16 protein-coding genes are annotated in these 25,936 nt (G+C 61.8%); 1 reads left to right on the top strand and 15 read right to left on the bottom strand.

Going from position 1 to position 25,936, the window contains the following annotated elements; genetic code table 11:
- Positions 1–121: 121 nt before the first annotated feature.
- The 13 genes from P3T24_RS31795 to P3T24_RS31855 all read right to left on the bottom strand — a co-directional run bounded on the left by P3T24_RS31795 (position 122) and on the right by P3T24_RS31855 (position 22,070).
- The gene (locus P3T24_RS31795) at positions 122–1,480 is read right to left on the bottom strand and encodes a sigma-54-dependent transcriptional regulator (protein ID WP_429440719.1); all 1,359 of its coding nucleotides are present in this window, start codon (positions 1,478–1,480) and stop codon (positions 122–124) included.
- Complete coding sequence (locus P3T24_RS31800; RefSeq protein WP_429440721.1) at positions 1,473–3,347, bottom strand: sensor histidine kinase; 1,875 nt, start codon at positions 3,345–3,347, stop codon at positions 1,473–1,475. The genes P3T24_RS31795 and P3T24_RS31800 overlap by 8 nt, the downstream gene beginning before the upstream one ends.
- Positions 3,348–3,612: 265 nt before the next feature.
- On the bottom strand, positions 3,613–4,359 hold the full coding sequence (gene phbB / locus P3T24_RS31805) for an acetoacetyl-CoA reductase (protein WP_429440723.1): 747 nt from the start codon (positions 4,357–4,359) through the stop codon (positions 3,613–3,615).
- Between the two features lie 41 nt (positions 4,360–4,400).
- Positions 4,401–5,582, bottom strand: a complete 1,182-nt coding sequence (locus tag P3T24_RS31810; RefSeq protein WP_429440725.1) for an acetyl-CoA C-acetyltransferase — start codon at positions 5,580–5,582, stop codon at positions 4,401–4,403.
- A gap of 70 nt (positions 5,583–5,652) precedes the next feature.
- Complete coding sequence (locus P3T24_RS31815) at positions 5,653–6,948, bottom strand: MFS transporter (RefSeq protein WP_429440945.1); 1,296 nt, start codon at positions 6,946–6,948, stop codon at positions 5,653–5,655.
- Between the two features lie 93 nt (positions 6,949–7,041).
- On the bottom strand, positions 7,042–9,741 hold the full coding sequence (locus P3T24_RS31820) for a CoA-binding protein (protein WP_429440726.1): 2,700 nt from the start codon (positions 9,739–9,741) through the stop codon (positions 7,042–7,044).
- Between the two features lie 29 nt (positions 9,742–9,770).
- Positions 9,771–11,057 (bottom strand): ATP citrate lyase citrate-binding domain-containing protein, encoded by a 1,287-nt coding sequence (locus P3T24_RS31825; protein ID WP_429440728.1) that lies wholly within the window; start codon positions 11,055–11,057, stop codon positions 9,771–9,773.
- Positions 11,058–11,547: 490 nt separating this feature from the next.
- Complete coding sequence (locus tag P3T24_RS31830; protein ID WP_429440729.1) at positions 11,548–13,827, bottom strand: NADP-dependent malic enzyme; 2,280 nt, start codon at positions 13,825–13,827, stop codon at positions 11,548–11,550.
- Positions 13,828–13,900: 73 nt separating this feature from the next.
- Positions 13,901–15,649 (bottom strand): dihydrolipoyl dehydrogenase, encoded by a 1,749-nt coding sequence (gene lpdA, locus P3T24_RS31835; protein ID WP_429440731.1) that lies wholly within the window; start codon positions 15,647–15,649, stop codon positions 13,901–13,903.
- Positions 15,650–15,662: 13 nt separating this feature from the next.
- A complete protein-coding gene (gene aceF, locus P3T24_RS31840; RefSeq protein WP_429440733.1) occupies positions 15,663–16,961 on the bottom strand; it encodes a dihydrolipoyllysine-residue acetyltransferase in 1,299 nt (432 codons plus the stop codon).
- A 22-nt stretch (positions 16,962–16,983) separates the two neighbouring features.
- Positions 16,984–19,677, bottom strand: coding sequence for a pyruvate dehydrogenase (acetyl-transferring), homodimeric type (aceE, locus tag P3T24_RS31845; protein WP_429440734.1), 2,694 nt, complete (start codon positions 19,675–19,677; stop codon positions 16,984–16,986).
- Positions 19,678–20,014: 337 nt separating this feature from the next.
- A complete protein-coding gene (aspA, locus tag P3T24_RS31850; RefSeq protein WP_429440736.1) occupies positions 20,015–21,442 on the bottom strand; it encodes an aspartate ammonia-lyase in 1,428 nt (475 codons plus the stop codon).
- 352 nt (positions 21,443–21,794) lie between these two features.
- Entirely contained in the window at positions 21,795–22,070 is a 276-nt protein-coding gene (locus P3T24_RS31855) for a DUF883 family protein (protein ID WP_429440737.1), read from the bottom strand.
- 713 nt (positions 22,071–22,783) lie between these two features.
- Here P3T24_RS31855 and P3T24_RS31860 point away from each other — a divergent pair.
- A complete protein-coding gene (locus P3T24_RS31860; protein WP_429440739.1) occupies positions 22,784–23,068 on the top strand; it encodes a hypothetical protein in 285 nt (94 codons plus the stop codon).
- 3 nt (positions 23,069–23,071) lie between these two features.
- Here the strand turns inward: P3T24_RS31860 and P3T24_RS31865 are convergent, their stop codons facing one another.
- Positions 23,072–24,172 (bottom strand): aspartyl protease family protein, encoded by a 1,101-nt coding sequence (locus tag P3T24_RS31865; protein ID WP_429440741.1) that lies wholly within the window; start codon positions 24,170–24,172, stop codon positions 23,072–23,074.
- Between the two features lie 831 nt (positions 24,173–25,003).
- Complete coding sequence (locus tag P3T24_RS31870) at positions 25,004–25,858, bottom strand: EAL domain-containing protein (RefSeq protein ID WP_429440743.1); 855 nt, start codon at positions 25,856–25,858, stop codon at positions 25,004–25,006.
- Positions 25,859–25,936 lie beyond the last annotated feature (78 nt).

Here is a 25,936-nt window from a genome sequence, read left to right on the forward strand (position 1 = left end):
TCGGTCAGAACTTCAATGCTTTCCACGATTTGCCTAGGCTTGAAACTAGTCACAAGACTCCCTCTTATTTTAAGGGGTGTCTCGTGTCCTGAGAATCAAGGGGCTACTCCACTTCCCCACGTCACCCCTCCTGCCTAAACCCCTCCACCAAAATCCTCAACCTGCGAAGCTTGTCATACAACGTAGGCTTAGGTAACCCAAGCGCCTTAGCCGTCAGCGTCACATCGCCATGATTCCGCCTCAACTCTTCAGCAATCATCGCCCGTTCGAAATGCTCAACCTGTTGCGGCAAACCACTAAGCATCTCCTGACCGTCCGTTGTAGCAGTCAGGCGATCCCCAAGCAGGCCCAGCACAAACCGGTCTGCTACGTTGCGCAGTTCCCTCACATTGCCCGGCCACGCATGCGCCATCAACTCAGCCAGTTGCGCACCATCAAGCACAGGCGCCATGCGCTCATAGCGAGTCGCCGCCAGCAACGTAAAGTGTTCGAACAGCAGCGGGATATCCTCTCGCCGCTCGCGCAGCGGCGGCAACTTAACAAACGCAACGCCAATCCGGTAATACAGATCCGAACGGAACTTCTGCTGATCACTCAGCACTTTCAGATCATCCTTGGACGCCGCAATCACCCTGCAATCCACCGGAATAGCCTTGTTCGACCCAATCCGCTCAATACTGCGCTCCTGCAGCGCACGCAGGAACTTGACCTGCACGGCCATCGGCATGCTTTCAATCTCATCCAGAAACAAGGTACCGCCTTGCGCATACTCGAACTTCCCGATCCGCACCTGCGTAGCCCCCGTGAACGACCCCACTTCATGCCCGAACAGTTCACTCTCCGCCAGCGACTCCGACAAGCCCCCGCAGTTCAGCGGCACATAGTTGGCACGCCGCCGGCCGCTATGGTCGTGAAGGCATCGCGCAATGAGGTCTTTGCCGGTGCCAGTCTCGCCGTAAATCACCACATCGGCCGAGGTACCCGCCAGCGTCAGAACCGTTTCCCGCACATGCGCCATCTGTGCAGACTGCCCCAGAATCGCGGCCTCGATGCCTCGTGAATTCTCCAGCCGCTCGCGCAGCACCTGCACCTGCAGCGTCAGACAGCGTTTTTCGGCAGCCCGTCGCACCACCACCACCAGGCGCTCCGAGGGAAACGGTTTTTCGATGAAGTCGTAGGCACCCTGGCGCATCGCCTGTACCGCCATCGCGATGTCGGCGTGGCCCGAGACCAGGATGACCGGCAGATCAGCATCGATAGCGCGGATCTCATCCAGCCACTGCGTGCCATCCATGCCGGGCAACTTGACATCACACAGCACCACCGCCGGCACGCCGCTGCGGACGTGCGGCCGGGCCTCCTCGACACTCGCAAAGGCATCGACCTCGAAGCCCGCCAGCTCCAGAGCCTGCTGGCTGCCCATGCGCACATCGGGCTCATCCTCCACGAAGATCACGCGAATGGTCTGTTTGTCACTCATCGACGTTTGTCTCCGGTGTCGCCGCAAGCGGCAATTCGATTGTGAAGCATGCGCCCCCGCCGTCGATATTGCGCCCAAGCAGGTTGCCGCCCAGCTCCCGCACAATGTGGGCCGAGATCATCAGCCCCAGCCCCAGGCCAGCACCGGCCGGTTTGCTGGTCGTAAAGGGCTCGAATAGCCGCGGCAAAATGTCAGCACGGATGCCCGGACCGGTATCGCTGACCTCGATCACACAGCGTGTCCCGGTAGCGTCGGCGACGCGCGCTTCGACACGCAGTTGCCGTCGCGGCCAAGCCGCCATGGCGTCGATGGCATTACCGAACAGGTTGACCAGCACCTGCTCCAGGCGGGCCTCTTCTGCAAACGCACAAAGCGTGGCGGGATGGATCTGCACCTCCAGTCCCACGTTGTTGTCCTGAAGACGTTGCGTCACCAGGAACTGGGCGCCGCCAACCACCTTCTGGACGGACACCGGTACCCGGGTCGGGCTGGCCTTGTGCGCAAAGGCCTTGAGCTGATAGGTCAGGCGCCCGAGCCGATCGACCAGATGCGCAATGCGGTGCAGGTTCCCGCGTGCATCGTCCAGCCGGGCATTCTCGATAAGGACACACGCGTTGTCGGACAACGTGCGCAAGGCAGCCAGAGGCTGATTGAGTTCGTGGACCATGCCGGCCGACATCTGCCCCAGTGCCGCCATTTTGCCCGCGTGGACCAGTTCGGTTTGCGTGACGCGCAGATCAGCCTCAACGGCCTTGCGGACTTCCACCTCCGCGCCGAGCTGGGTCACGGCGCTGCGCAACTCGGCTGTGCGCTCCGTCACCTTGGATTCGAGGCTGTCATGTGCGGCCTGGAGGGCGGCCTGTCCGGCCAGCCGGTGACGCAGCGCGCGTTGGCGCTGCACCAGCATCGTCGCCAGCAGCACGATCACGACGGCGCCCAGCGCGGCCGTCACGGCCAGGTTGCGCGCGTTCGCACGCACAGGCTCCACGTCGTCCAGCACGATCAGGCGCCAGCCGTTTTGACCGAAGGGCCGCGTCGTCGCCAGCGGGCGACTGTCGCCGAGGCTGACAAGCGACGTGTCGGGCGCGAGACGCTGCGTCACACGCCAATCCAGCGGCACCAGTGCAGCGTCCCCATAGGGGCGCGTCGTGGCGATCTCGGCGCGTACCTGCGGGGTGAGAGGCGCCAGCGGTCTGAAGTTCCACTCGTCGCGCGACGACAGGATCACCACGCCGCGCTGGTCAACCAGAAGCACGCTGCCCGGAAGCTTGTTCCAGCCCAATGCGGTTTTCTCGAGATCGACCTTGACCGTGGCGATTCCGCTCATCTGGCCGCGATGATAGAGGGCATAGGAGAGGTAGTACCCTGCCCGCTTGCTGGTGAAGCCCATGCCGTAGAAACGGCCCCGGCCACGCGCCAGTGCGTCTTTCACATACGGCCGAAAGGAGAGATCCGTGCCGATAGGTGTGCCGGGCTGATCCCAGTCTGACGCGGCAAGGCCCACGCCCGCGAGGCTCAACACGTAAAGGCTGGACGCACCAGCCGTTGCATTGACGCCCTGCAGGTAGCGGTTCACCTCGTCACGCAGGCTGGCATTCCCTGGCGAAGCGAGCAGGTCAAAGACACTGGGGACCATTTCGAGCAACGACGGCAGGTAATCGAGGCGCGCCAGATCGCTTTGCAGTCCTGCGCCGACCAGGTCGAGACGGTGCTGCGCGGCATCGTGCATGCGAGCCAAACCCGCGTGCATGCCCACGGCATGTCCCGTCATTGCGGCAGCGGCGATGAATGCCAGGGCGGCACATCCGCTCAACGCGCGTCGAATGCCAGCCCTGGTATTGCGTCGCCCCATCTGCTCCAGGCTCATGGCTCGACGGGCCAGCGCCCGCGGCGGATAGCGCCGCAGTGCTGCAGTCTGATCCCGGGCGTGAACGGCGTCACGATGATGTCTCCTCTCAGGGGTCAGCCGAAAGCCACTTGCCACGCATGCCCCTGTGTATCACCCATGATACCTTCGACATAGCCTGCCGGGCGGGACGCCCGGTTGCAAACCATCCGGCATCCCCTGGTGTTTGCACCAGGACGCCCGCCCGTTCATCGCGGGCGTCCTGAAGTGTGGATGCGTTACAGCGTCACTGCATGTGCTGGCCGCCGTTGATGGCGATGTTGGCGCCGGTCACAAAGGCGGCTTCCTCCGAAGCCAGGTAGATGATCAGTCCCGCCACTTCCTCCGGCTTGCCGAGACGGCCGACCGGAATATTGGGCAGGATCTTCGAGTTCAGCACTTCCTCCGGAATGGCCGTGACCATCTTTGTGCCGATGTAGCCGGGCGAAATGGTATTGACCGTCACGCCTTTCCTGGCGACCTCGAGCGCCAGTGCCTTGGTGAAACCGTGCACCCCTGACTTGGCCGCCGAGTAGTTGGTCTGGCCAAACGCCCCCTTGGAGCCGTTGACCGACGACACGTTGATCACGCGCCCCCAGTTGCGCTCGACCATGCCGTCCGCGACCTGCTTGGTCATGTTGAACAGGCTGTCGAGGTTGGTACGCAGCACCGCGTCCCAGTTGATCTTGTCCATCTTCCTGAAGGTCATGTCGCGCGTGATGCCCGCATTGTTGACGAGGACGTCGACCGGGCCGAGCGTCTCCTGCACGAACGCGACGGCCCTCGCGCACGAATCGATGTCGGTCACGTCGCAGGGCACGGCGAGGATGCCATAACCCTTCTCCTTCATCTGCGCCACCCATTCGCCGTGCCGGCTGTTGCCGGGCGAGTAGGTCACGGCCACCTTGTAGCCGGCATCCACCATCTTGGTGGAAATCGTTTCGCCGAGGCCGCCCATGCCGCCAGTGACGAGTACCACGCGTATGTTTGTCATGCTCTGTCTCCATGTTGGTAGATACAACCGCCCAGTGCCACTCAAGCCCGCTCGACGGCGAGCGCCACGCCCATGCCACCGCCGATGCACAACGACGCCAGGCCCCTGCCCGCGCCACGGCGCTTCATCTCATGCAGCAGCGTCACAAGGATCCGGCAGCCGGACGCGCCAATCGGGTGGCCGATGGCAATCGCGCCGCCGTTGACGTTGATGCGGTTCGTGTCCCAGTCCATTTCCCGGTTCACCGCGCAGGCCTGCGCCGCGAAGGCTTCGTTGATTTCCATCAGGTCCAGCGCATGCGCCGACCAGCCTGCGCGCTGCAGGCACAGACGCGAAGCCGGCACGGGCCCCATGCCCATCACGCTCGGGTCGAGCCCCGCCGACGCATACGCACGAATCACCCCCAGCGGCTCCAGACCGAGCGCCGCTGCGCGCTTCGCGCTCATCACCAGCACCGCGGCCGCGCCGTCGTTGAGGCCCGAGGCATTGCCGGCGGTCACCGAGCCGGCCTTGTCGAAGGCGGGCCGCAGACCGGCCAGCCCATCGGCGCTGGTCTTGCGGTTGACGAATTCGTCGGCGCTGAAGACGATCGGATCGCCCTTCTTCTGCACAATGGAGAACGGCAGGATCTCGTCCTTGAATCTGCCGGCGTCTTGCGCGGCGGAAGCCTTCCGCTGCGAGGCGAGCGCGAGGGCATCCTGCATCTCGCGCGTAATGCCGTAAGCCCGGGCCACATTCTCGGCCGTGATGCCCATGTGGTACTGGTTATAGACGTCCCAAAGCCCATCCACGATCATGCTGTCGACAAGCCTGGCGTCACCCATGCGGAAGCCGTCGCGCGAACCCGGCAGCACGTGTGGCGCGGCGCTCATGTTCTCCTGGCCGCCGGCTATCACGACCTCCGCGTCGCCGCATCTGATGGCCTGTGCCGCCAGCATCACAGCCTTGAGGCCCGATCCACACACCTTGTTGATGGTCATGGCGGGAACGCTTTGCGGCAGCCCGGCCTTGATGACGGTCTGCCGCGCCGGATTCTGACCTGCCCCGGCGGTCAGCACCTGACCCATGATGACTTCGCTGACGGCATCGGCCGGCACGCCGGCCTGGGCCAGCAGCCCCTTGACGACGTGAGCGCCGAGATCGACCGCAGAGGTCCTGGCGAGCGTGCCGCCGAACCTGCCCACGGCGGTGCGGGCGGCGGCAACAATAACGATATCGGACATGTTCACTCCTTCCCGGTGGATCGATGAAAAAAGCACGAAGTTAGTTTTCCTGTCCTGATTGACTGAATCATCACGCGTGCAGCGACGCTTCCCGTCTCGCCACCGCGCCACGCCGGTACAGCACCCAGGTGCCGATCAACCCGCAGCACGCAGCGAAGCTCATCCACAGGCCCGGGGCGCCCTTGTTGCCGGTCATCTCGATCAGGACGGTAGACACAACCGGTGTGAAGCCGCCGAAAATTGCCGTGGCCAGACTGTAGGCGAGAGAGAAGCCTGAAGTTCGCACATCGACCGGCATCACCTCGGTGAGCGCCACCACCATCGCACCGTTGTAGCTGCCATACAGGAACGACAGCCATAGTTCGGCGATCAGCATCTTCTCGAAGGTGGGTGCGACCACCAGCCACGCCATGACCGGATAGGCAGTCAGAATGGTCAGTACGGTAAACACGATCAGCAGCGGCTTGCGGCCGACCCGGTCGGACAGCGCACCCATCACCGGCAACCAGAACAGGTTCGACAAACCGATGCAGAAGGTGACGATCAGGCTATCCCCTGCGCTCAGCTTGAGCACGCTACGTCCGAAGGTCGGCGTGTACACGGTGATCAGATAGAACGACACGGTGGTCATCACCACCAGCATCATGCCGGCGACCACAATGCTCCAGTTATGCACCATCGAGCGGAAAATTTCGCGCGCGTTCGGCCGGTGCTTGCGGGCCATGAACTCCTCTGTTTCCTGCAGCGAGCGACGAATCACAAACAGGAACGGCACAATCATGCAGCCGATAAAGAACGGAATCCGCCACCCCCATGCCGCGATCGTGTCGTGCGCCATGGTGGCGTTGATGGCGAAGCCGATCAAGGCGGCGACGATGATCGCGACCTGCTGGCTAGCCGACTGCCAGCTCACATAAAAACCCTTGTGGCCGGGAGTCGCCATTTCCGCGAGATACACCGACACGCCCCCCAGCTCCACGCCGGCCGAAAACCCCTGCAGCAGGCGTCCGATCAGTACCAGCAGCGGCGCGAGCAGGCCGATCGTCGTATAACCCGGCACAAACGCCACCAGCATCGTGCCCATCGCCATGATGCTTAGTGTCGTAATGAGCCCCTTCCTGCGGCCCACCTTGTCGATATAGGCCCCTAGCACGATCGCGCCCACCGGCCGCATGATGAAGCCGGCACCGAACGTGCCGAACGTCAGCATCAACGAGGCGAATTCGCTATCGGCCGGGAAATAGGTTTTGGCGATATAGCTCGCGTAAAACCCAAACAGGAAAAAGTCGAACATCTCCAGGAAATTGCCGCTCGTCACCCGGATTACCATTCCGACTTTGGACTGTGTTGCACTTGCGTTCGACATGTTCGTCGTCTCCGGAATCTGAATCCTGATCTCACGTTCGACCGGCATGGCCAACTGCTGGCCATGCCGGTCAGAACATCCGGCCGCTATCGTTCAGGTAACGAACTGGCACTGCGATGCCGGCGTACGGGTGTCCATGTTGCGGCCGCGGTTCATGTGGTCATCCACCTCCGCGGCGCAACCGAGCATGCGGGGGTACAGGAAAATCGTAAAAGCCGCGGTCTCCAGCGCGGCGCTGTTGTATTCGCCGCGGCGGTACGGTTGCCACAGCATCTTCAGCAGCAGCGCGGCGATGACCGCATCCACATTCACGCAATAGACGTTGCGCGATACCCCTGCCTCGAACAGCGTCTGCACCAGGGTCGAGTAAAACTCATGAAAGACGTTGTACTCGTGATGCTCGGCCATCAGCTTGCGGATGAAGACTTCGCGTGGATCGTGATTGACCGGCTTGTCCTTGAACACCGGATGATTGACGCCGGGGATCTTCTGGATGTCCAGGCTGCCGGCGTTCTTCTTGTTCGACTTGTAGCGGGCGTATGACTCGACATACTTCAACGCCAGGGCCTTCAGATCGATGCCATGACTGGGGTCGCCCGGATCGGTCAGACCGGTCTCCCTGAACTGCTCGATCAGGAAGGCGATACCCTCGTAGCCGTTGCCGCCATGCGTATAGCCCGTGTGGGTGAGAAAGCCGACGAGGCCCTTGTTGAGCTGAATCCGCTCGGGATCTTCCGGGCCATCCGCCGACACCGCGCCTTTGGCGCCCTGCGCCGAGATCGTGCCCGGGCCGTTGGACAAAAGCAGTCCCACCAGCACCTGGAACGACAGCAGGTCGGCAGGTGTCGGGTTCACACCGAGCAGCGCGACGAAGGCGACTTCACTGATCGGTCGCTGCTGCAGAATGTCCGTCGTCGCGATTCCACAAAAACTGTTCGGCCGATGCTCTTCAGCGCGGACCGAGGCGCCGATCAACGCGCCGAAGAGCCGCATCCACCATGGCAGGCTTTCGGCCGTCAGGCGTGAGACGCGCTTGCGCATCAAGGGTCCCCACGCGAGAGTGGTGGTGATCGCCGCGAGCACGGCATCCTCAGTGGGATGACCGGGCAAGCTTTCCAGGTGACGCACGAAGATCGACTTCGCGCCGCGGGCGCGCAGGCCGGCGAGCATAGCCTCGGCGCGGGCATCCGGGTCGGTGCCAACGAAGAGCGCCGGGTCGTCGACCTTGATGCGGGCGGTATCGAAGTCTTCGTCCAGTGCATCGCTCACGCCCGCCGCTGCGAAGCTGTCGATCAGCACGCGCGCCGCCTGGCGCGCCCGCCCTTGGCTACGCGGCCCGAGAATGCTGGCCGCAGCCGCCAGTACGCTGTTCGGGGCGTTACCTGCCTCGCGCGCCGCTTGTGCCGCAGCCAGCGCCGGGTGGCCGTAGAGGTTGAGACCGGCGCCGATCGCCACGTTGATCAAACGCTTGTCGTTCGCGCCGCCGGGTTCGTGCAGCAGCGCAAGGCTGACGTTCGCTTCCAGTGGATATTGCGCGGCATCGAGCATCGAGACCCCGTGCAGGCTGGTGACCTGGGTTTTCGCATCCATCTGCGAGGCGCCCGAAGCGTCCTTGAGGCTCTGGCGCGGCGGCACAGCGCCGATCTGCTGATTGAGCGCCGCGATCTGTTCGTTGTACGGAACAGCGGCCTCAACGACCGGCAGGTCCAGCTCGGGTGGCAACGTCAAGCCGTGGTTGGCGCCAAACCATGGCTTGAGCGCGAGGTTACCTTCGGATTCGAAGTCGGGACGGCAGGCATTCTCACGCATCACCGCAGTCAGGGCCGCCGGAATGTGGGCGATGTTGGCCACTACCGCACCCTTGGCCGAGAACACCGGATGCTCGGGCGTGAAGATGCCATCGACGCCGAACTTCTCCATGAACCAGCCTTCCTTGCTGAGTGCGTCGTCGGCGCCACCCGCCATCGCGCCGGCGTGCCCGACCGAGCGCGTCAGCCTTGACTTCCAGCGTCCCACCACGCAAGCCACCACAGGCTTGGTGAAGTGGGCGTCGTACTCGTAATAGCCGCCGGGCTCGACGTAGAGTACGGCCGCCTTACTGCGGGCATCGTTGGATAACGCAAACGCAAATTCGGGCGCCGCAAAATGAATGTAGACATCTTTGCCGCTGGAAATCGATGTCGTGGTACCCCAGCCGGCCATGCGCAGATAGGTTGCAATGGTCGTGGTGAAGTTGCCCGAGTTGGAGAAGATCGCAATCGAGCCGCGCCGCAGTGCCTCCTCCGGATGATCGCCGCCCAATGCGCCACCGATCCGCACCTGGTTCCACGTGTCGGCCACTCCCAGACTGTTGCCACCGAAGATGTCGATACCATTGGCCTGCCCCATTGCGCGGATTTCGCGTGAATCGTGTACCGCCAGCTTTTCGGTAACGATGAAAATCTTCCTGAGCTCCGGATTGACCCGGATCAGTTCGGCCACGCCGTCGCGGGCAGCCGCCGGCGGCAGATAGATCACACCGCAATTGAAGCGGTGGCCGTCGTTGATGCCCTCGAGCACGTTGTTGTACACGGGCACGTTGCCAAGCGCCGTCTCCAGCACCTGACCGCGCTTGCCTGGCGACGTGCCAAACACCACATTGCCGCCCGAATAGGCATGGCCCACTGGCGTCACGTCGCTCGACTCGCCGCCGAGGATATTGAGCACGCAGACCCGGTCGTCACGCGTCGCCACCTGAGCGAGCGAAGAGGTCCCCACAAAATATTTGAAATCGCCTACGCCTTGTTTGTACATGTCTCTCTCCTTGTGCGCGATTGCAATCTTCAGGCTGCGAGGCTGGGCACGATGCCGAGCCGGGCCGCGACCTGCTCGCGGCCACCGGCTTTCATCCAGGCGTCAACCTGCTTCGCATGCAGCACCACTTCGCTCATGTCGGAGTCGAAACCGAAGAAGCGGTATGGCAGGCCCAACGCATCGAGGGTGTCGCGCATAGCGCCCATGCCACGCACGAGGTTCGGGCCGCCGCGGCCGATCACCACATACAGCGGCGTGGCCCCGTGCCGGCCGAAATGCTCGCGCAGCGCATCAGCCATCGCGCGGAAGGTCTCGAAGATGTCCGTGTTGTTCGATTTGCCGCCGATGATGAACAGCACGTTGCTCTGTTTGAGCCAGTGCTTGAAGCAGATGCTCGCCACTTCCTTCATCTTTTCGTAAGGCGGGTTGCCGCCGAAGTCCGAGGAGATAATGGCGTCATCGCCGAGCATCTGGGTCACCAGAGAATTGGCGCCACCACCGAAGGTCGGGGCGAGAATCGTGCCGTTCGCGTTGATCACGTAGACGTCGCTCTGCCCCTGGTAGGTGCGCAACTGGTTGATCTCCTGCTCGAAGTCGGAGTAGTCGACCGCAAACAGGCTGGCCGGCAGGTTCAGGCGGCGCCAGCGCGGGTCGTCGCGGTCGAAACCGCACTTGAAGTCACACGCTACGGGCGTCATGCGACCTTTCCTGTCCACCCGCATGCGGATCGGATTCAACTCGAGCGTGGTCATGCCGTAGTCGTGGTACAGCTCCCAGAGCTTGGGCAGGTGCTGCACCAGCGGCGAGATGATCTGCCTGGGCGCCCCGAGTGCAGAGAGCGCATTGGCCACGACGAACGCCTTCAGTCCGGTGAGCGGGTCGAACGGCACCTGCGCCACCTGGCTCCTGTCAAGTTCCTCGATGTCCATGCCGCCGTGGTGGGTGAGCGTCATGGTCGGCGCACGGAAATGGGTTGAGTCGGTGATCGAGAAATAGACCTCGTGTTCGGCGGGCACGCCCGCTTCGAAGGTCACGCCGTTAGCCTTGGCCACCGTTTCGCCGACGCGGTGCTCCACGAAGTACAGACGTTCCTTTTCCTTAAGCGCGGTTTTCAGGTCAGTGGCCTTGCCGATCAGGCCGGCCTTGCCCTTCTTGCCGACACCGCCCTTGAACACCGGCTTGATGAAAATCAGGCCGTGCCTGTCGATCAGCGCGCGGATATCTTCTTCACTCGCGTCTGGGCCCAGCACTTCGGTGGTAGGGAAATCGACGAACTGGAGCATCCTTGAACCATGAAACATACCGGTGACTTGCATGATGTGCCTCGTGAGAAGAGCATTTCGCTAGCGGTCGAACAGGATGGGTATAGATTCAAAATCGGCAGCGCTTGTAGGTAGCGTGGCCTGACGCTTCCGTGCTGCGGCAAACAGGCAGGCACGGCGGCGCCCGGCGCAGTCTGGAGACCGGCTTGGGCGCGGGGTGTTTACGGAGGGATGGGTCGCGGATGCAGCACTCGCTCGCCGGGTGCGAGCGGATCGCGCTTGTCACTTGTGTTCATTTCGTCTCCTCCCGGCGGCTCGCATCGAAGGCGGCGCCGCGCGTTTTGACCTGAAAAGAGCAACGGCCATGCCAGCCGGAACGAGACTCTCTCGCGCCAACCAAGCCGTTGATTTGATTTATTTTTCGAAGAACCTTGCAGCGGCGCCAGAACGAAAAGCCGGAATAGCAACAGCGGCGGCGTATGGTTTTCCGTGCGCACCGCCGCGGGTAAACACCCAGTACGACGCGCATCCCGTCATGCCGTCATCAGGCGCCGCGAGACACGCCGGCATCGACGGTGGCGAGCGCCGTCATGTTCACGATGCGGCGCACGGTCGAGGACGGAGTAAGGATATGCACCGGCCGCGCCGCGCCCAGCAGGATGCCGCCCACGGTGATGCCCCCGCCTGCTGCGATCCGCAGCAGGTTGTAGGAGATGTTGGCCGCATCGACATTGGGCATCACCAGCACATTGGCCTCCGTGCTAAGGCCCGAGTCCGGAAACTCGTGATCAAGGATCGTGCGCGACAACGCTGCGTCGCCGCGCATCTCGCCATCCACCGCAAGCAGCGGATCGAGCTCACGCACCATCGCCAGCGCCTCGCGCATCTTGACGGCGCTGTGGGCGTCGGAACTGCCGAAGCTCGAATGCGACAGCAGCGCCACGCTAGGCGTGATGCCGAAGCGCCGCACCTCGTCGGCTGCCAGCAGCGTGATCTCGGCGATCTGCTCAGCCGTCGGATCCAGATTGACGTGGGTGTCGCAAATGAATAGCTGACGCCCGGGAAGCATCAGCATCTGCATTGCCGCGAAAGTCTGCGTGCCGCGCTTCAGGCCGATCACGTCGTGCACATAACGCAAGTGATCCTGGTAGCGTCCGAAGGTGCCGCACAGCATCGCGTCGGCACGGCCCTCGCGCAACGCCATCGCACTCAGCAAGGTGCCGTGGCTGCGCATCTCTGCCTGCGCCTGGGCGCTCGACACGCCCTGGCGGCGCACCAGTTTGTAGTACAACTCAGCAGCCTCGCCGTAAGCGGCTGGATCGAGCGGGTCGATGCACTCGAAATCGATCCCGGGCCGCAGGCGCAGACCGTACTGCGCGATACGTTCTGCAATCACATCCGGCCGCCCGGCCAGCAGCGGATGCGCGATCCGCTCGTCCACCGCCACCTGGGCGGCGCGCAGCACGCGCTCGTCTTCGCCTTCGGCATAGAGCACCCGCTTGGGGGCGCGCTTGGCGGAGGCGAACACCGGCTGCATCGCGCTGCTCGACTGATAGACGAACTGCCCAAGACGTTGCCGATAGGCCACCATGTCGCCGATCGGACGCGTGGCCACCCCGCTGTCCATCGCCGCCTGCGCCACCGCTGGCGCCACCACTTCAATGAGGCGCGGGTCGAACGGCTTGGGGATCAGATACTGCGCGCCAAAGCGCAGGCCAGCCGCGCCGTAGGCATTTGCCACCACTTCGGGAATTTCGGCGTGTGCGAGCTCGGCGATCGCGCGCACAGCCGCCAGCTTCATGGCCTGGTTGATCGTCGTGGCGCCGACATCGAGCGCGCCGCGGAAGATGAACGGGAAGCACAGCACGTTGTTGACTTGGTTCGGATAGTCCGAGCGGCCGGTGCCGAGGATGGCGTCAGGCCGCACCGCGAGTGCCGCTTCGGGCATGATCTCGGGCGTCGGGTTGGCCATCGCCAGAATGATCGGCGCATGCGCCATACGTTTGACCATGTCCGGCTTGAGCACGCCGCCCGCCGACAGGCCGAGGAAAATATCGGCACCCTCGATGATCTCGCCGAGCGTGCGCGCTGAGGTATCCTGAGCATAGCGCTCCTTGTTCGGGTCCATTTGCTCCTTGCGCCCGGCGTAGACGACGCCGGTGCTGTCCGACACGAACACGTTGTGCTTCGGCATCCCGAGACTGACGATCAGGTCGAGGCAGGCGAGCGCCGCGGCGCCCGCTCCCGAGGCCACCAGCTTGACCTCGGCAATATCCTTGCCGACATGCCAGAGCGCATTGAGGATCGCCGCTGCGGCCACGATTGCCGTGCCGTGCTGGTCATCGTGGAAGACTGGGATCTTCATGCGCTCGCGCAGCTTCTGCTCGATATAAAAGCACTCGGGTGCCTTGATGTCCTCGAGGTTGATGCCGCCGAACGTCGGCTCCATGCGCGCGATGGTGTCGATCAGCAGGTCAGGGTCAGTCTCGTCGAGTTCGATATCGAACACGTCGATGCCAGCAAACTTCTTGAAGAGACACCCCTTGCCCTCCATCACCGGCTTGCCCGCCAGCGCACCGATGTTGCCGAGCCCCAGCACCGCCGTGCCGTTGGTGATAACGGCCACGAGATTGTTACGCGCCGTCAGGTTGCCGGCCTCGAGCGGATCGTCGACGATCGCCAGACACGCTTCGGCGACGCCCGGCGAATAGGCCAGGCCGAGGTCGCGCTGCGTGACCATCGGCTTGGTCGGCATGACCGAGATTTTGCCCGGCGTCGGATAGCGGTGGTAGTCGAGCGCGTCTTCGCGCAGATTGTCTGTCATGGTTATCTCCAGATTGGTTTTTTAGACCGGCGCAGCGGGAATGGGCATGGATGGATCAACCAACGTGGCGCACCTATTTCTTCTTCTGCGGCGGCAGATCGGTGCAATGGCCTTCGAAGAGTTCAGCAGCCATGCCGATCGATTCGCCGAGTGTCGGATGCGGGTGGATGGTCTTGCCGATATCGGCCGGCTCACAGCCCATCTCGATGGCGAGGCACACCTCGCTGATCAGGTCGCCCGCGTGTGTGCCGACGATGCCGCCGCCGATCACGCGATGAGTCGTCTCGTCGAAGATCAGTTTGGTGAAGCCTTCATCGCGGCCATTGGCGATGGCGCGACCCGAAGCAGCCCACGGGAACATTGCCTTGCCGTACTTGATGCCTTCGGCCTTGCACTGCTCCTCGGTCTTGCCGGCCCAGGCCACTTCGGGATCCGTATAGGCCACTGACGGGATCTGCCGCGCGTCGAAGAAGCTCGCCTCGCCATGCGCGGCCTCGGCGGCCACATGCGCCTCGTGCACCGCCTTGTGGGCCAGCATCGGCTCGCCGACGATGTCGCCGATCGCGTAAACGTGCGGCACGTTAGTGCGCATCTGCCGGTCGACGTCGATGAAACCGCGCGCCGACACCGCCACGCCGGCCTTGTCCGCGCCGATCTTGCCCCCGTTCGGGCTGCGGCCCACGGCCACCAGCACCAGGTCATAGAGCTGTGGCTCGCCGGGGGCGCTCTCGCCCTCGAAGCCGACTTCGATGCCGGCCTTCGTCGCTTTCGCACTCACCGCGCGAGTCTTCAGCATCACGTGGCCAAAGCGATGCGCGTTCATCTTGTCCCAGACCTTCACCAGGTCGCGGTCGGCGCCCTGCATCAGGCCATCGAGCGTCTCGACGACATCGATGCGCGTGCTGAGCGTCGAGTAGACCGTGGCCATCTCCAGCCCGATGATCCCGCCGCCCACCACCAGCATGCGCTTGGGGATGCTCTTCAACTGCAGCGCGCCGGTCGAGTCGACGATGCGCCCGTCCTCGGGCATGAAGGGCAGCTTCACGGCTTGCGAACCCGCCGCGATAATCGCCTTGGCAAATTTCACGACGCGTTTGCCGCCATCCGGCGCGACGACTTCGAGATGGTGAGGATCGACAAAGCTGCCGACACCCGTCAGCACCTCGACCTTGCGCGACCGGGCCATACCGGCGAGGCCGCCGGTGAGCTTGCCGACGACACCGTCCTTGAAAGCGCGCAGCTTGTCGAGGTCGATCTCCGGCGCCTCATAACGGATGCCGTGGTCGGACAGATGGCGGGCCTCGTCCATGACAGAGGCGGTGTGCAGCAAGGCCTTGGACGGGATGCAACCTACATTCAGACACACCCCGCCCAGCGTCGCGTAACGCTCGACCAGCACCGTCTTCATACCTAGGTCGGCGCTGCGGAACGCTGCTGAGTAGCCACTAGGGCCGGCGCCGAGTACCAGCACCTCGCACTCCACATCGACCCTGCCGCCGTAGCTCGAGGCCGGCAGCGGCGCCGCGGCGGGCGCAGGTGATGGCGCCGCAGTTGGAGTCGCCGTCGCAGAGGTTGCTGCATCCGCGGCCTCGACCATCAAAATCACCGAGCCTTCGCTGACCTTGTCGTCCACGTTGACCTTGATTTCCTTGACCACGCCCGCATGCGTGGACGGGATCTCCATCGAGGCCTTCTCGGACTCGACCATGATCAGGCCGGTGTCGACGGCGATCACCTCGCCCACCTTGACCATCAACTCGATAACCGCGACATCCCTGAAGTCACCGATGTCTGGCACTTTCACTTCTACAAGATTGGTCATTGCAGTACGCCCGTCAGAACAGCACACGCCGCAGGTCGGCGAGCAGGTTGGCGAAATGGACGTTAAAGCGCGCGGCGGCGGCGCCGTCGATCACGCGGTGGTCCCAGGAGAGCGACAGCGGCAGCGTCAGTCGCGAGGTCCAGCTCTTGCCGTCGCTGGAGTGCTGCTTCCAGTAGCTCTTGCACACTCCCATGATGGCGACCTCGGGTGCGTTGATGATCGGTGTGAAGTAGATGCCGCCAATGCCGCCGAGCGAACTGATCGTGAAGCTGCCGCCCTGCATCTGTTCGGGCTTGAGCTTGCCCTCGCGGGCCAGCTTTGCCAGCTCGCTCATTTCCTTGGCGATCTCGGGGATGCTCTTGCGATCGGCATCGCGGATCACCGGTACCACCAGCCCGTTAGGCGTATCCGCCGCAAAACCGATGTGGTAGTACTGCTTCAGGACGAGCACGTCACCGTCGGTGCTCTTCTCGAGGCTCGCGTTGAACTCGGGAAAGGCCTTGAGCGTCGCCACCGCCGCCTTCATCATGAACGGCAGCATGCTGATCTTGATGCCCGACTTCTCCAGCTCCTTGTTCATCTGCACACGGAATTGCTCGAGATCGCTGATGTCGGCTTCGTCGTGCGTGGTGACGTGCGGAATCACCACCCAGTTGCGATGCAGATTGGCCGCCGAGATTTTTCTGATGCGAGAGAGCTCCTTGCGTTCGACGGGGCCAAACTTCGCGAAGTCCACCTTGGGCCAGGGCAGCAGATCCAGAGCGCCACCGCTAGCGGATGCCGCGCCGCCTTTCGCGGCAGATCCGGCGGTAGCGAACGCTTCGACATCGGTACGCACGATGCGGCCGTGCTCGCCGGTGCCTTTGACCTTGCCGAGGTCGACGCCCAGTTCGCGTGCCAGCTTGCGCACCGCCGGGCCCGCGTAGGCGAGCGCGAAGGCGGCTTCGTCGATTCCACCTGCCACCGATGCGGGTGCTGCCGCTCCATTGGGAGCAGCCGAAGCTACCGGCCCGCTTACTGGCGAAGACGGCGCGGCGTCACCCGGTTTCACCAATTCGGCGAGTGCAGTAGCCGCTCCCGCGAACTGCATGATCACACTGCCTTCGCTGACGTTATCGCCCACGCTCACCTGGATCGCCGTGACCACCCCGCCCTGCGGCGCCGGCACGTCCATGGTCGCCTTGTCCGATTCGAGCGATACCAGCGGATCCTCGGCCTTCACCGTGTCGCCTACCTTCACATAGATCTCGATCACCGGCACGTCCTTGAAGTCGCCAATGTCGGGCACTTTGATATCGATTGCCTGGTTCATATTTTTTGTCGTCCTGAGCGTTTCAAACGGTCCACGGCGCCGCGCGCTCGGTGTCTAGGCCATATTTGGCAATCGCCTCGGCCACCACCGCCTGGGAAATGTCGCCGTCGTCGGCCAGCGACTTGAGCGCTGCCAACGTCACGTAATAGCGATCCACCTCAAAGAAGCGCCGCAGCTTGGCCCGGTAGTCGCTACGGCCAAAGCCGTCAGTTCCCAGGACGACGTAGCGGCGCCCGCTGTTCTGGACCTGCTCGCGCACCTGGTCGGCGTAGGCGCGCATGTAGTCAGTCGACGCCACCACCGGCCCCGCGTGGCCGTCAAGGCAGCGCTCGAGCCAACTCCGGCGCGGCGATTCTGTTGGATGCAGCAGGTTCCAGCGCTGCGTGGCCATGCCGTCGCGCCTCAGTTCGTTGAAGCTCGTCGCGCTCCAGACATCAGCGGTCACGTCGAAGTCATTCTTGAGGAGTTCGGCTGCGGCCATCACCTCGCGGAGGATCGTGCCGCTGCCCATCAGTTGCACACGATGGCCGTTCTTTGCCGTCTCGCCCCCGTCCTTGAGCAGGTACAGTCCCTTGAGGATGCCCTCGTCGGTAGTGGCGCCCGCTACTGTGGGTGCATCGGCAAGACCCGGATGAGGATAGTTTTCGTTCATCAGGGTGATGTAGTAGAAAACATCCTCCTGCTGCTCGATCATGCGCCGCATGCCCTCGCGCACAATGGTCACCACTTCATAGGCAAACGTTGGGTCGTAGGAAATGCAGTTGGGAATGGTCCCGGCGATGATGTGGCTGTGACCGTCCTCATGCTGCAGACCCTCGCCATTGAGTGTCGTGCGCCCCGCCGTGCCACCGAGCAGGAACCCGCGCGCACGGATGTCGCCGGCCAGCCAGGCAAGGTCACCCACGCGCTGCAAGCCGAACATCGAGTAATAGATGTAGAACGGAATCATCGGCACGTTGCTCGTGCTGTACGAGGTGGCCGCGACAATCCAGCTCGACATCGCCCCGCCTTCGTTGATGCCCTCCTGCAGTACCTGGCCGTCTTTCGACTCGCGGTAGTACATCAACTGATCGGCATCCTGCGGCGTGTAAAGCTGTCCTACCGACGAGTAAATACCGAGCTGGCGAAACATCCCCTCCATGCCGAAGGTCCGCGATTCGTCCGGCACAATAGGCACCACGTGCTTGCCGATGGTCTTGTCGCGCACCAGCGTCCCCAGCATCTGTACGAAGGCCATCGTGGTGGAGATTTCGCGCGCACCGGTAGGTTCGAGCAGGCGTTTGAAGGCATCGAGCGGTGGGATCTCGAGCGAGGCAGAGCGGCGCCGGCGCTGTGGCAGGTAGCCGCCGAGCTCCGCACGGCGCGCATGCAGATACTTCATCTCCGGGCTGTCGTCGGGCAACTTGATGAACGGCACCTTGGCAAGGTCCTCATCGGCCACCGGGATCTGGAAGCGGTCGCGAAAGCCGCGCAGCGCGTCCTGGGTCATCTTCTTGGCCTGATGGGCAATCATCTGCCCTTCGCCCGATTCGCCCATGCCGTAGCCCTTGACAGTCTTGGGCAGGATCAGCGTGGGCCGGCCCGTATGTTTGGCCGCTGCAGCGTAGGCAGCAAAGACCTTGTCGGGATCGTGGCCACCGCGCGTGAGCCCCCAAATCTCGTCGTCGCTCATGTCGGCGACCAGCGCCTTGAGTTCTTCATACTTGCCGAAGAAGTGCTCGCGCACATACGCGCCGCTCTTGCTCTTGAAGTCTTGATACTCACCGTCGACGCACTCTTCCATGCGCCTGAGCAGCAGACCGCTTTTGTCTCGCGCCAGCAGCTTGTCCCAACCACTGCCCCACAGCACCTTGATGACGTTCCAGCCAGCGCCGCGGAAGACCGACTCCAGTTCCTGCACGATCTTGCCATTGCCGCGCACCGGGCCGTCGAGCCGTTGCAGGTTGCAGTTGATGACGAAGATCAGGTTGTCCAGCCGCTCACGGCCCGCGAGCGAAATCGCGCCCAGCGATTCGGGCTCGTCCATCTCCCCGTCGCCCATGAAGGCCCACACCTTGCGCGGCGCCGTGTCCGCCAGCCCCCGCCCCGCCAGGTACTTCAGGAAACGCGCCTGGTAAATTGCCATCAGCGGCCCCAGACCCATCGAGACGGTGGGGAACTGCCAGAATTCCGGCATCAGCCACGGATGCGGATAGGACGACAAACCTTTGCCGCCGGTCTCCTGGCGATAGCCGAGCAATTGTTCTTCAGTGAGACGTCCTTCGACAAAAGCGCGCGCATAGATACCCGGTGCGCTGTGCCCCTGGATGTAGACCAGGTCACCGCCATGCGTATCCGTCGGTGCATGCCAGAAGTGATTGAAGCCGATGTCGTAAAGCGTGGCAGCCGACTGGAAGCTGGCGATGTGGCCACCTAACTCCGAACTCTCCTTGTTGGCCCGCAGGATGATCGCGAGCGCATTCCAGCGGATGATCGAACGCAAGCGGTGTTCGATGCCGCGGTCGCCGGGAGACTTCTCTTCCTGCTCGGGCGTCAGGGTATTCCTGTACGCGGTCGTCAGCGAATGCGGAACGTACACGCCGTCGCGCCGCGCGGCGGCGACCAGCGAATTGACAAGGTAGTTGGTTCGTTCGGTGCCGCGGTGCTGCTGGACCGCGCGCAGCGCGTCCAGCCACTCGCCGGTCTCGAGCGGATCGAGATCGTCATTCGCGTTCATGCTGTCTCCCGTTTTTATTCGCGTCCATGGTCGGCGCGGCAATTTGTCGTCGCAGTAATGCAATGGCTGTGCCACCCAATCGGCAGAATGGGGGAAGTCAACAAGCCATTGATTCGAAACAGGTCATGACGCGCGACCTGGTCGCGCCTGAATGGAATTTCGTAATAGCGCCCCTCGGCGCTATATGGATTTCCGAGTGATTGCTCGTCCTTGCAGTTCGGCGTTGTGCTGCACACCGCACCGATGACGTTTTGCACTGCGGTTATGATTGGCCGCATAGGTAACGCGTAGAGCGCTAACCGGCTCGACGCCGGGCGCTCCATACGCCAAGGATCGCTCAGCGTCTCGGAGGGATATGAAGCGGCGTGGGCTGCGTGAGGACCTCAGGCTTGAGGATCTCGTCGAGTTGTTGCTCGGACAACAAACCCCTCTGAAGCACGATGTCGTACACGCGTCCGCCCGACGCGTGAGCTTCCATCGCCACGGATGTCGCGTTGGCGTAGCCAATGTACGGATTGAGCGCCGTGACGATACCGATTGAATTCTCGACCAACGCCCGCAAGCGCGCCTCGTTGGCCGTGATTCCTTTGACGCAGCGCTCGGCGAGCGTCAGGCAACCATTGCGCAGGTGGGTTACGCTCTTGAACAGGCTGTGTGCGATGATCGGTTCGAATGCATTTAATTGCAGCTGACCGGCCTCGGCCGCGAAACTTACGGTGAGATCGTTGCCGATGACCTCGAACGCAATCTGGTTTACTACCTCAGGAATGACCGGGTTTACCTTCCCCGGCATGATGCTCGATCCAGCCTGCATGGGCGGAAGGTTGATCTCCCCAAGGCCAGCGCGCGGACCACTGGAGAGAAGACGCAAGTCGTTGCAGGTTTTCGAGAGCTTGACTGCCACCCGCTTGAGCACGCCCGACAACTGAACGAAAGCGCCGCAGTCCTGAGTTGCTTCAATGAGGTTGGGCGCCGTAACAAGCGGAATGCCCGTAATTCTTTTGAGATGCTTTAGAACCAGCGGTGCATAATCGGGATGAGCGGTAATGCCTGTGCCGATCGCTGTCGCTCCCATGTTAATTTCGCAGATCAGCAGAGTCGCCTCTCGAAGCCTTTGCTCATCCTCTTCGAGCATCACGGCGTAGGTGCTGAACTCCTGCCCGAGTGTCATCGGGACCGCGTCCTGTAATTGCGTGCGCCCCATTTTCAGAACGTCCTTGAACTCTCGCGCCTTTGCTTCGAAAGCGCAACGCAAAACGGTCATTGCCTCGATGAGACTCAGAATGCCAAACCACGTCGCGATTTTTAGCGCCGACGGGTACACATCGTTAGTGCTCTGGCCGATGTTGACCTGCTCGTTCGGATGTAAAAACTGGTATTCGCCCTTCTTCTTACCTAATAATTCAAGTGCGCGGTTAGCGATCACCTCGTTGGCATTCATGTTGGTCGATGTCCCGGCGCCCCCCTGAATGACGTCGACCACAAACTGATCGTGTAGCTTACCTTCCAGCAATTCGGCACAGGCACTGACGATGGCATCAAAACGCGTCGCGTCGAGCAGGCCCAACTCGCGATTCGCCTGCGCAGCGGCCCGTTTGATGTAAGCGAGTGCTTTGATCAACTCCGGATATACCGAGATCGGTGAACCCGTAATCGGGAAATTTTCCAGCGCACGTAGCGTGTGAATCCCATAGTAGACGTGAGCAGGAACTTCACGATCACCTAGCAGATCATGTTCGATTCTGAAGAGAATTTCGGCGGCCATGGACATGCTCCTCATGCGACTTGGGGTTGAAGACACCCTTGCACCTTAGGGAGGAAAACAGATTAACGCGAACGTGATGCCAATTCCTCATGACGCGCGTCAGTCCACGCATAGGTCGTAAGGATTTCCGTGGTTGGTGACACGGTGCTGGGTTTTACGGAGTCTTGTATTGTCGATCTACCCGGGCCGATCATCGGGCACGTATCCACTGCCCGCCTAAAGGGAAGTATGTCCTGCCATTCCTGCTGTGCATAAGGACGACGAACTCTCGAACTGAAGGGGCCGAGCCCGACTCCTTCCGATTCGAGTCAGGTCCAGCCGCATCGCTATGTACCGGTGACCCGCTGGATATTCATTTTCGACCGATCAACAAACCTATCAGCACGCCAACTCCCAAGGCCACGCCGGCGGTCGACCACGGACGTTCATGCACATAATCGTCGGCAACCCGTGCAGTCTTGCGTCCCTTCTCGACGACGATGACCTGCACATCGGCCGCCTTCTGTTTGGCGCGCTTGAGGCGCGCACGTACGTTGCCGGACATCGGCTCTGTATTCACACCGGAAGCATTTACAACGTCATCCGGCGAGCCATTGACGCCGCTCACTACCCTATCAAAATTTGACATACCGCCTCCCTCCAAGCGTGGTTAGGAAAATCTACGAAAGCCTCATCAACACAAGCGCCGACACGGCGTTACGTCAAGCCATCACTCTCCGTTTTGGCTCTGGCCTGGGGGCCGCACAACACTAATCCTGACGTTCTGCATCTCTGCCCCCTAGCCCGTTCGCATACCCGACACCGGCGTCGCGTCGCGGTAATCGAGGCCGGTCGTGGTGCGCACATAGCGCTCGTCCGGACATTTGCCGTTCGCTGCGTAGAACCCCCCGCAGCCCAGTCCCTCGAAATGAGCTTTTGCCTGCGCGCACGGTGACGGCGGGCGGGGTTTCGCGCTCAAAGATCAGAGGTAGCATCGTCTCGTTGACGATGCCGTAGATGCCGGTCATGTCCTCTGTTAGCCTGGGTTCCTGATTCGGAATTCCCGGAGATAGTCCGCCGGGTATAGGCGCAACCGCACACAGACAGATTTCAACGAACCAGCACGGCACCCATAACCGGAATTGACAATAGCCGGATTACAGAATCCATTCAGCTCGCATTTATCATATCGGCACAGCGTCATGTCAGCACTGCGTAATGCATGGGCAGCAGGGGCATGCACGCCAACGGTATGTAGCCCAATTTATGGTGGCAACGCTCATGCATATTTCGACTAACATTCATCGAAAAAAACATCGGTATGCTGAGAGCACTAGGCACTAGGCACTAGGCACTAGGCTAATGAGTCGTCTGTATTCCGTGCGCATGAGCGTCCTGGCGATGACGTACGGTAGGCCGGTCGCCGAAGACCGGATCAACCTCGACTGGACCCGTGCGGGCATCGGCATCGACAACCTCAACGGTTTGCCGCTCGAAAGGCGGGTTCGCGCGCGCAATCTGGTCGCTGCCCGTTCCGGTGTCTATTCGGAAGTTCCTTTCCGCGCGCAAGGAGGCCGGTGGACAAGTCGCCTGTCGGTATTTTGTGCTCCATTATCTGGGGCTAACGATCGTTGGGAGACGACCTGACTGCTATCTGGTCGGCGAGCCTTGGTCCAGTTCGTCGTCGGGTGGCAGAGCGTCAATCTGCCGGGCAACGCGCGCTGGCAGAAAGGTGGTCTTCCCGAACTGCGGCGGGGCCACTTGCGCCGCGAGCGGACCCGAAGCGGGTTGCATGAATACCCAGCCGGTTGAGTAGGAAAACCATACGCGACGCGATTTCATGAAGTCCATACCCAATAACATATCGGCGTCAGCCAGAGGCGTATCACCGACATCGATCACGACATTCCGGTATGTGATGGGACCGATCCTCAGGCTATCGAACCGGTGGAGGCGAATGTCGATGGGGGTACCTTTCATGCCGGTGCCGGACGACGTTGGATCACGATCGAGTGTCGCGCCATCTACGCCAACTGCCACGGCCGCCGCACGCGTAAGAAGCGAGCGGGACGCCCCCGTATCAATGACGGCGCGCACACGATGGCCATTCAACACCAGCGACAGGATGAAACGATGCCGCTGGGTGTACTCCGGAGAGTATGAATAGTAGTTTCCCACCCATGGCGCGAAGCGGCCGAGACAACCCTCCGCAGAGTAAAGGGTCATGGTGCTTGCCGGGAAATCGAACTCTACGTCGTAGCGGGACAGGACGTTGGCACCCAGTAGTCCGATCGGCGTGGGCGACATGGCAAGTTGAGTCGCTGTCAACATGTTCGAGGTCGGGACAACCAGGTTGTCCCATTCCGACGAGCCGAATTTGAGCGCCGATATGATGCGCGAGTATTGGGGGTCAACGCTGCCGCCAACGCCACCTACACGCTCGGCCGCCGACATATCCTGACCCAGTTGCAGTGTATCGGCCGCCTGCGGCGTGAGAGCCGTCTTGTCCGCCCCAGTATCGACCTCGATGGGATAGCTTTTGCCAGCAATATCTACCGGTGCGAGATAGTGGCCGTGAATCTGCGTCAAAGGAAGTTTCGCTTCAACCTTGAGGCGGCAATTGTGATCGGGCTCGACATCCACCATCTGCGCCCATGCATTTGTCCAGGGCAGGATCGCGATCACGCAGCAGACAGGCAGTCCCGCAATGCGTCGCACAGTGCGGAATTTCAGGCTGATTGTGTTCGTCATGGCATTTTCTACCCGCTTCCTTCAGACTCCGCCTCAAGACGAAGTTGTTGCGTTTTGCTAGTCTTTCGAGACCTTCGGGCTGACATGGAAACTGCCCTCAAGTGCTGCACGTGTTCGACTCGTCAAAAAAAAGCCTTCCCGAAACGGGAAGGCACGCCAAGAGGGTCAAGCTGTGGTTACCGAGGGTACGGAAAACCACGCGTAGATAGTAACGGGATTCGAGGCATTTCCATAGTCAGGGATTGTCAAGTACGACGCGAAGCATTCCGTCAGCTCGTCTCATCGAGCCCCGTGATCTCACATACCGGATCGGGACATCCGTCAGTTTTTCAACTCGCGCCTAACGGACATTCAGGCAGCGATACATCCGCGTAAGGTGCAATGATTGCCGGTGAAGAATGGCTAACCACGGCCTGCGAGAATCCCGAACCACACACTAGAACCCTGAACAGACTTCGGTGGAACTGGTGACCGTAGTGCCATCATCCTTTGTTACAGTGCTCTCCTGCTTGCGGCACTTCATCGGTGCCGGCGGACTGGACGACGTTCCTGCCCCGCGCAGACCTTCACATGTGTAGTTATCCGTAAAGAACCCGCCAGCAGCCACACAATCCTGTCTTTGCTGCCTTCGGTAAGCCATCTGCTGATCGGCCAGATCACAACCCGACAGCGTAACGACAATCATAAGTAGTCCGACAACCCTGCCCGAATGACCAGTCATATTCGATTTCTCCGCGCGATGATGTATTCGATACGCCATGTCCGTCCGCTGTCCAATACGGTTGCTTCATGACTTTCCCAAGCAAAAAACGGCGCGTGCCGCGTCTGCGCCTAGGCAGACGGAGTTCCATCTATAGCGGCCACTGCTGCGGCAAGCGTAGGCTGAGGCCGGGCGATGAGATAGCCCTGCACATTGACGTCAGGTCTCTGAGCGAGCCATCGTAGCTGGGCATCAGTTTCCACTCCTTCTACGGTCGCTGCAACGCCGAGCCCCGCCAGGAGATCGAGGATGCTGCTAACAACCGTACAGGCCAGCGGCGAAGCCGGCACGCGAGGCAGGAACTCGCGAGTCAGCTTGATTGTATCGATATGCATCCTGTCGAGCATGACGAGCGACGCGTAGCCTGCACCAAAGTCGTCGAGCGCCAGACGAACGCCCAGGCGTCGCAGGGACCGCGTGAACTCATGTGTAGTCAGAACTTTCAGGAGATCTTCCGTTTCAACAACCTCCAGTTCGATCAGACACGGATCCAAACCTGACCGGCCTGTTACCTCCCTGATCGTTTCGCTGAGACTGTCATCAACAAGCTGTGAAGGCTGGATATTGATCGCCACTCGCGGCAGTGTGCCACCCGCTCGCCGCAACTCTTCCATCTGCTGGCACGCAGACTCGAGAACAAAGGAGGTCGCGTCACGCGCCGCATCAACGTCTTCGAACGCGCTCAGGAAGCTTTCAGGCAGAAGCAGCCCATACTGCGGATGCTGCCACCGGAGTAGGCATTCAACGACGGACAGACGACCGGTCTGCGCATGAACAATGGGCTGGAACGCCACCCGGAAATCGCCGGCCTTCAGGCCCGTACGGATCCTTTCCGACAGCATCAAATTGGCTCGCGTCGCTGTTGCCGGCAAGACCTCTGGCGTGCTCTTGCGCAAGTATGTTGGCGCACCCGTTTTCCCATTCATTTCGCAATCCTGTTCATCGGATGCCAGTCGTCTCTGACGATGACGTCAGACCGGAACATCCTGTTTTCCGAAACGCGC

This window comes from Paraburkholderia sp. GAS33 (genome assembly GCF_050436645.1).
In the GTDB taxonomy this organism is placed as follows: Bacteria; Pseudomonadota; Gammaproteobacteria; order Burkholderiales; family Burkholderiaceae; genus Paraburkholderia; species Paraburkholderia phenazinium_B.

Bases quoted from the DNA above. Each gene is read 5' to 3' on its own strand.
- P3T24_RS31795 (WP_429440719.1), bottom strand. From the start codon at position 1,480: ATGAGTGACAAACAGACCATTCGCGTGATCTTCGTGGAGGATGAGCCC.
- P3T24_RS31800 (WP_429440721.1), bottom strand. From the start codon at position 3,347: ATGAGCCTGGAGCAGATGGGGCGACGCAATACCAGGGCTGGCATTCGA.
- phbB (WP_429440723.1), bottom strand. From the start codon at position 4,359: ATGACAAACATACGCGTGGTACTCGTCACTGGCGGCATGGGCGGCCTC.
- P3T24_RS31810 (WP_429440725.1), bottom strand. From the start codon at position 5,582: ATGTCCGATATCGTTATTGTTGCCGCCGCCCGCACCGCCGTGGGCAGG.
- P3T24_RS31815 (WP_429440945.1), bottom strand. From the start codon at position 6,948: ATGTCGAACGCAAGTGCAACACAGTCCAAAGTCGGAATGGTAATCCGG.
- P3T24_RS31820 (WP_429440726.1), bottom strand. From the start codon at position 9,741: ATGTACAAACAAGGCGTAGGCGATTTCAAATATTTTGTGGGGACCTCT.
- P3T24_RS31825 (WP_429440728.1), bottom strand. From the start codon at position 11,057: ATGCAAGTCACCGGTATGTTTCATGGTTCAAGGATGCTCCAGTTCGTC.
- P3T24_RS31830 (WP_429440729.1), bottom strand. From the start codon at position 13,827: ATGACAGACAATCTGCGCGAAGACGCGCTCGACTACCACCGCTATCCG.
- lpdA (WP_429440731.1), bottom strand. From the start codon at position 15,649: ATGACCAATCTTGTAGAAGTGAAAGTGCCAGACATCGGTGACTTCAGG.
- aceF (WP_429440733.1), bottom strand. From the start codon at position 16,961: ATGAACCAGGCAATCGATATCAAAGTGCCCGACATTGGCGACTTCAAG.
- aceE (WP_429440734.1), bottom strand. From the start codon at position 19,677: ATGAACGCGAATGACGATCTCGATCCGCTCGAGACCGGCGAGTGGCTG.
- aspA (WP_429440736.1), bottom strand. From the start codon at position 21,442: ATGGCCGCCGAAATTCTCTTCAGAATCGAACATGATCTGCTAGGTGAT.
- P3T24_RS31855 (WP_429440737.1), bottom strand. From the start codon at position 22,070: ATGTCAAATTTTGATAGGGTAGTGAGCGGCGTCAATGGCTCGCCGGAT.
- P3T24_RS31860 (WP_429440739.1), top strand. From the start codon at position 22,784: ATGAGTCGTCTGTATTCCGTGCGCATGAGCGTCCTGGCGATGACGTAC.
- P3T24_RS31865 (WP_429440741.1), bottom strand. From the start codon at position 24,172: ATGACGAACACAATCAGCCTGAAATTCCGCACTGTGCGACGCATTGCG.
- P3T24_RS31870 (WP_429440743.1), bottom strand. From the start codon at position 25,858: ATGAATGGGAAAACGGGTGCGCCAACATACTTGCGCAAGAGCACGCCA.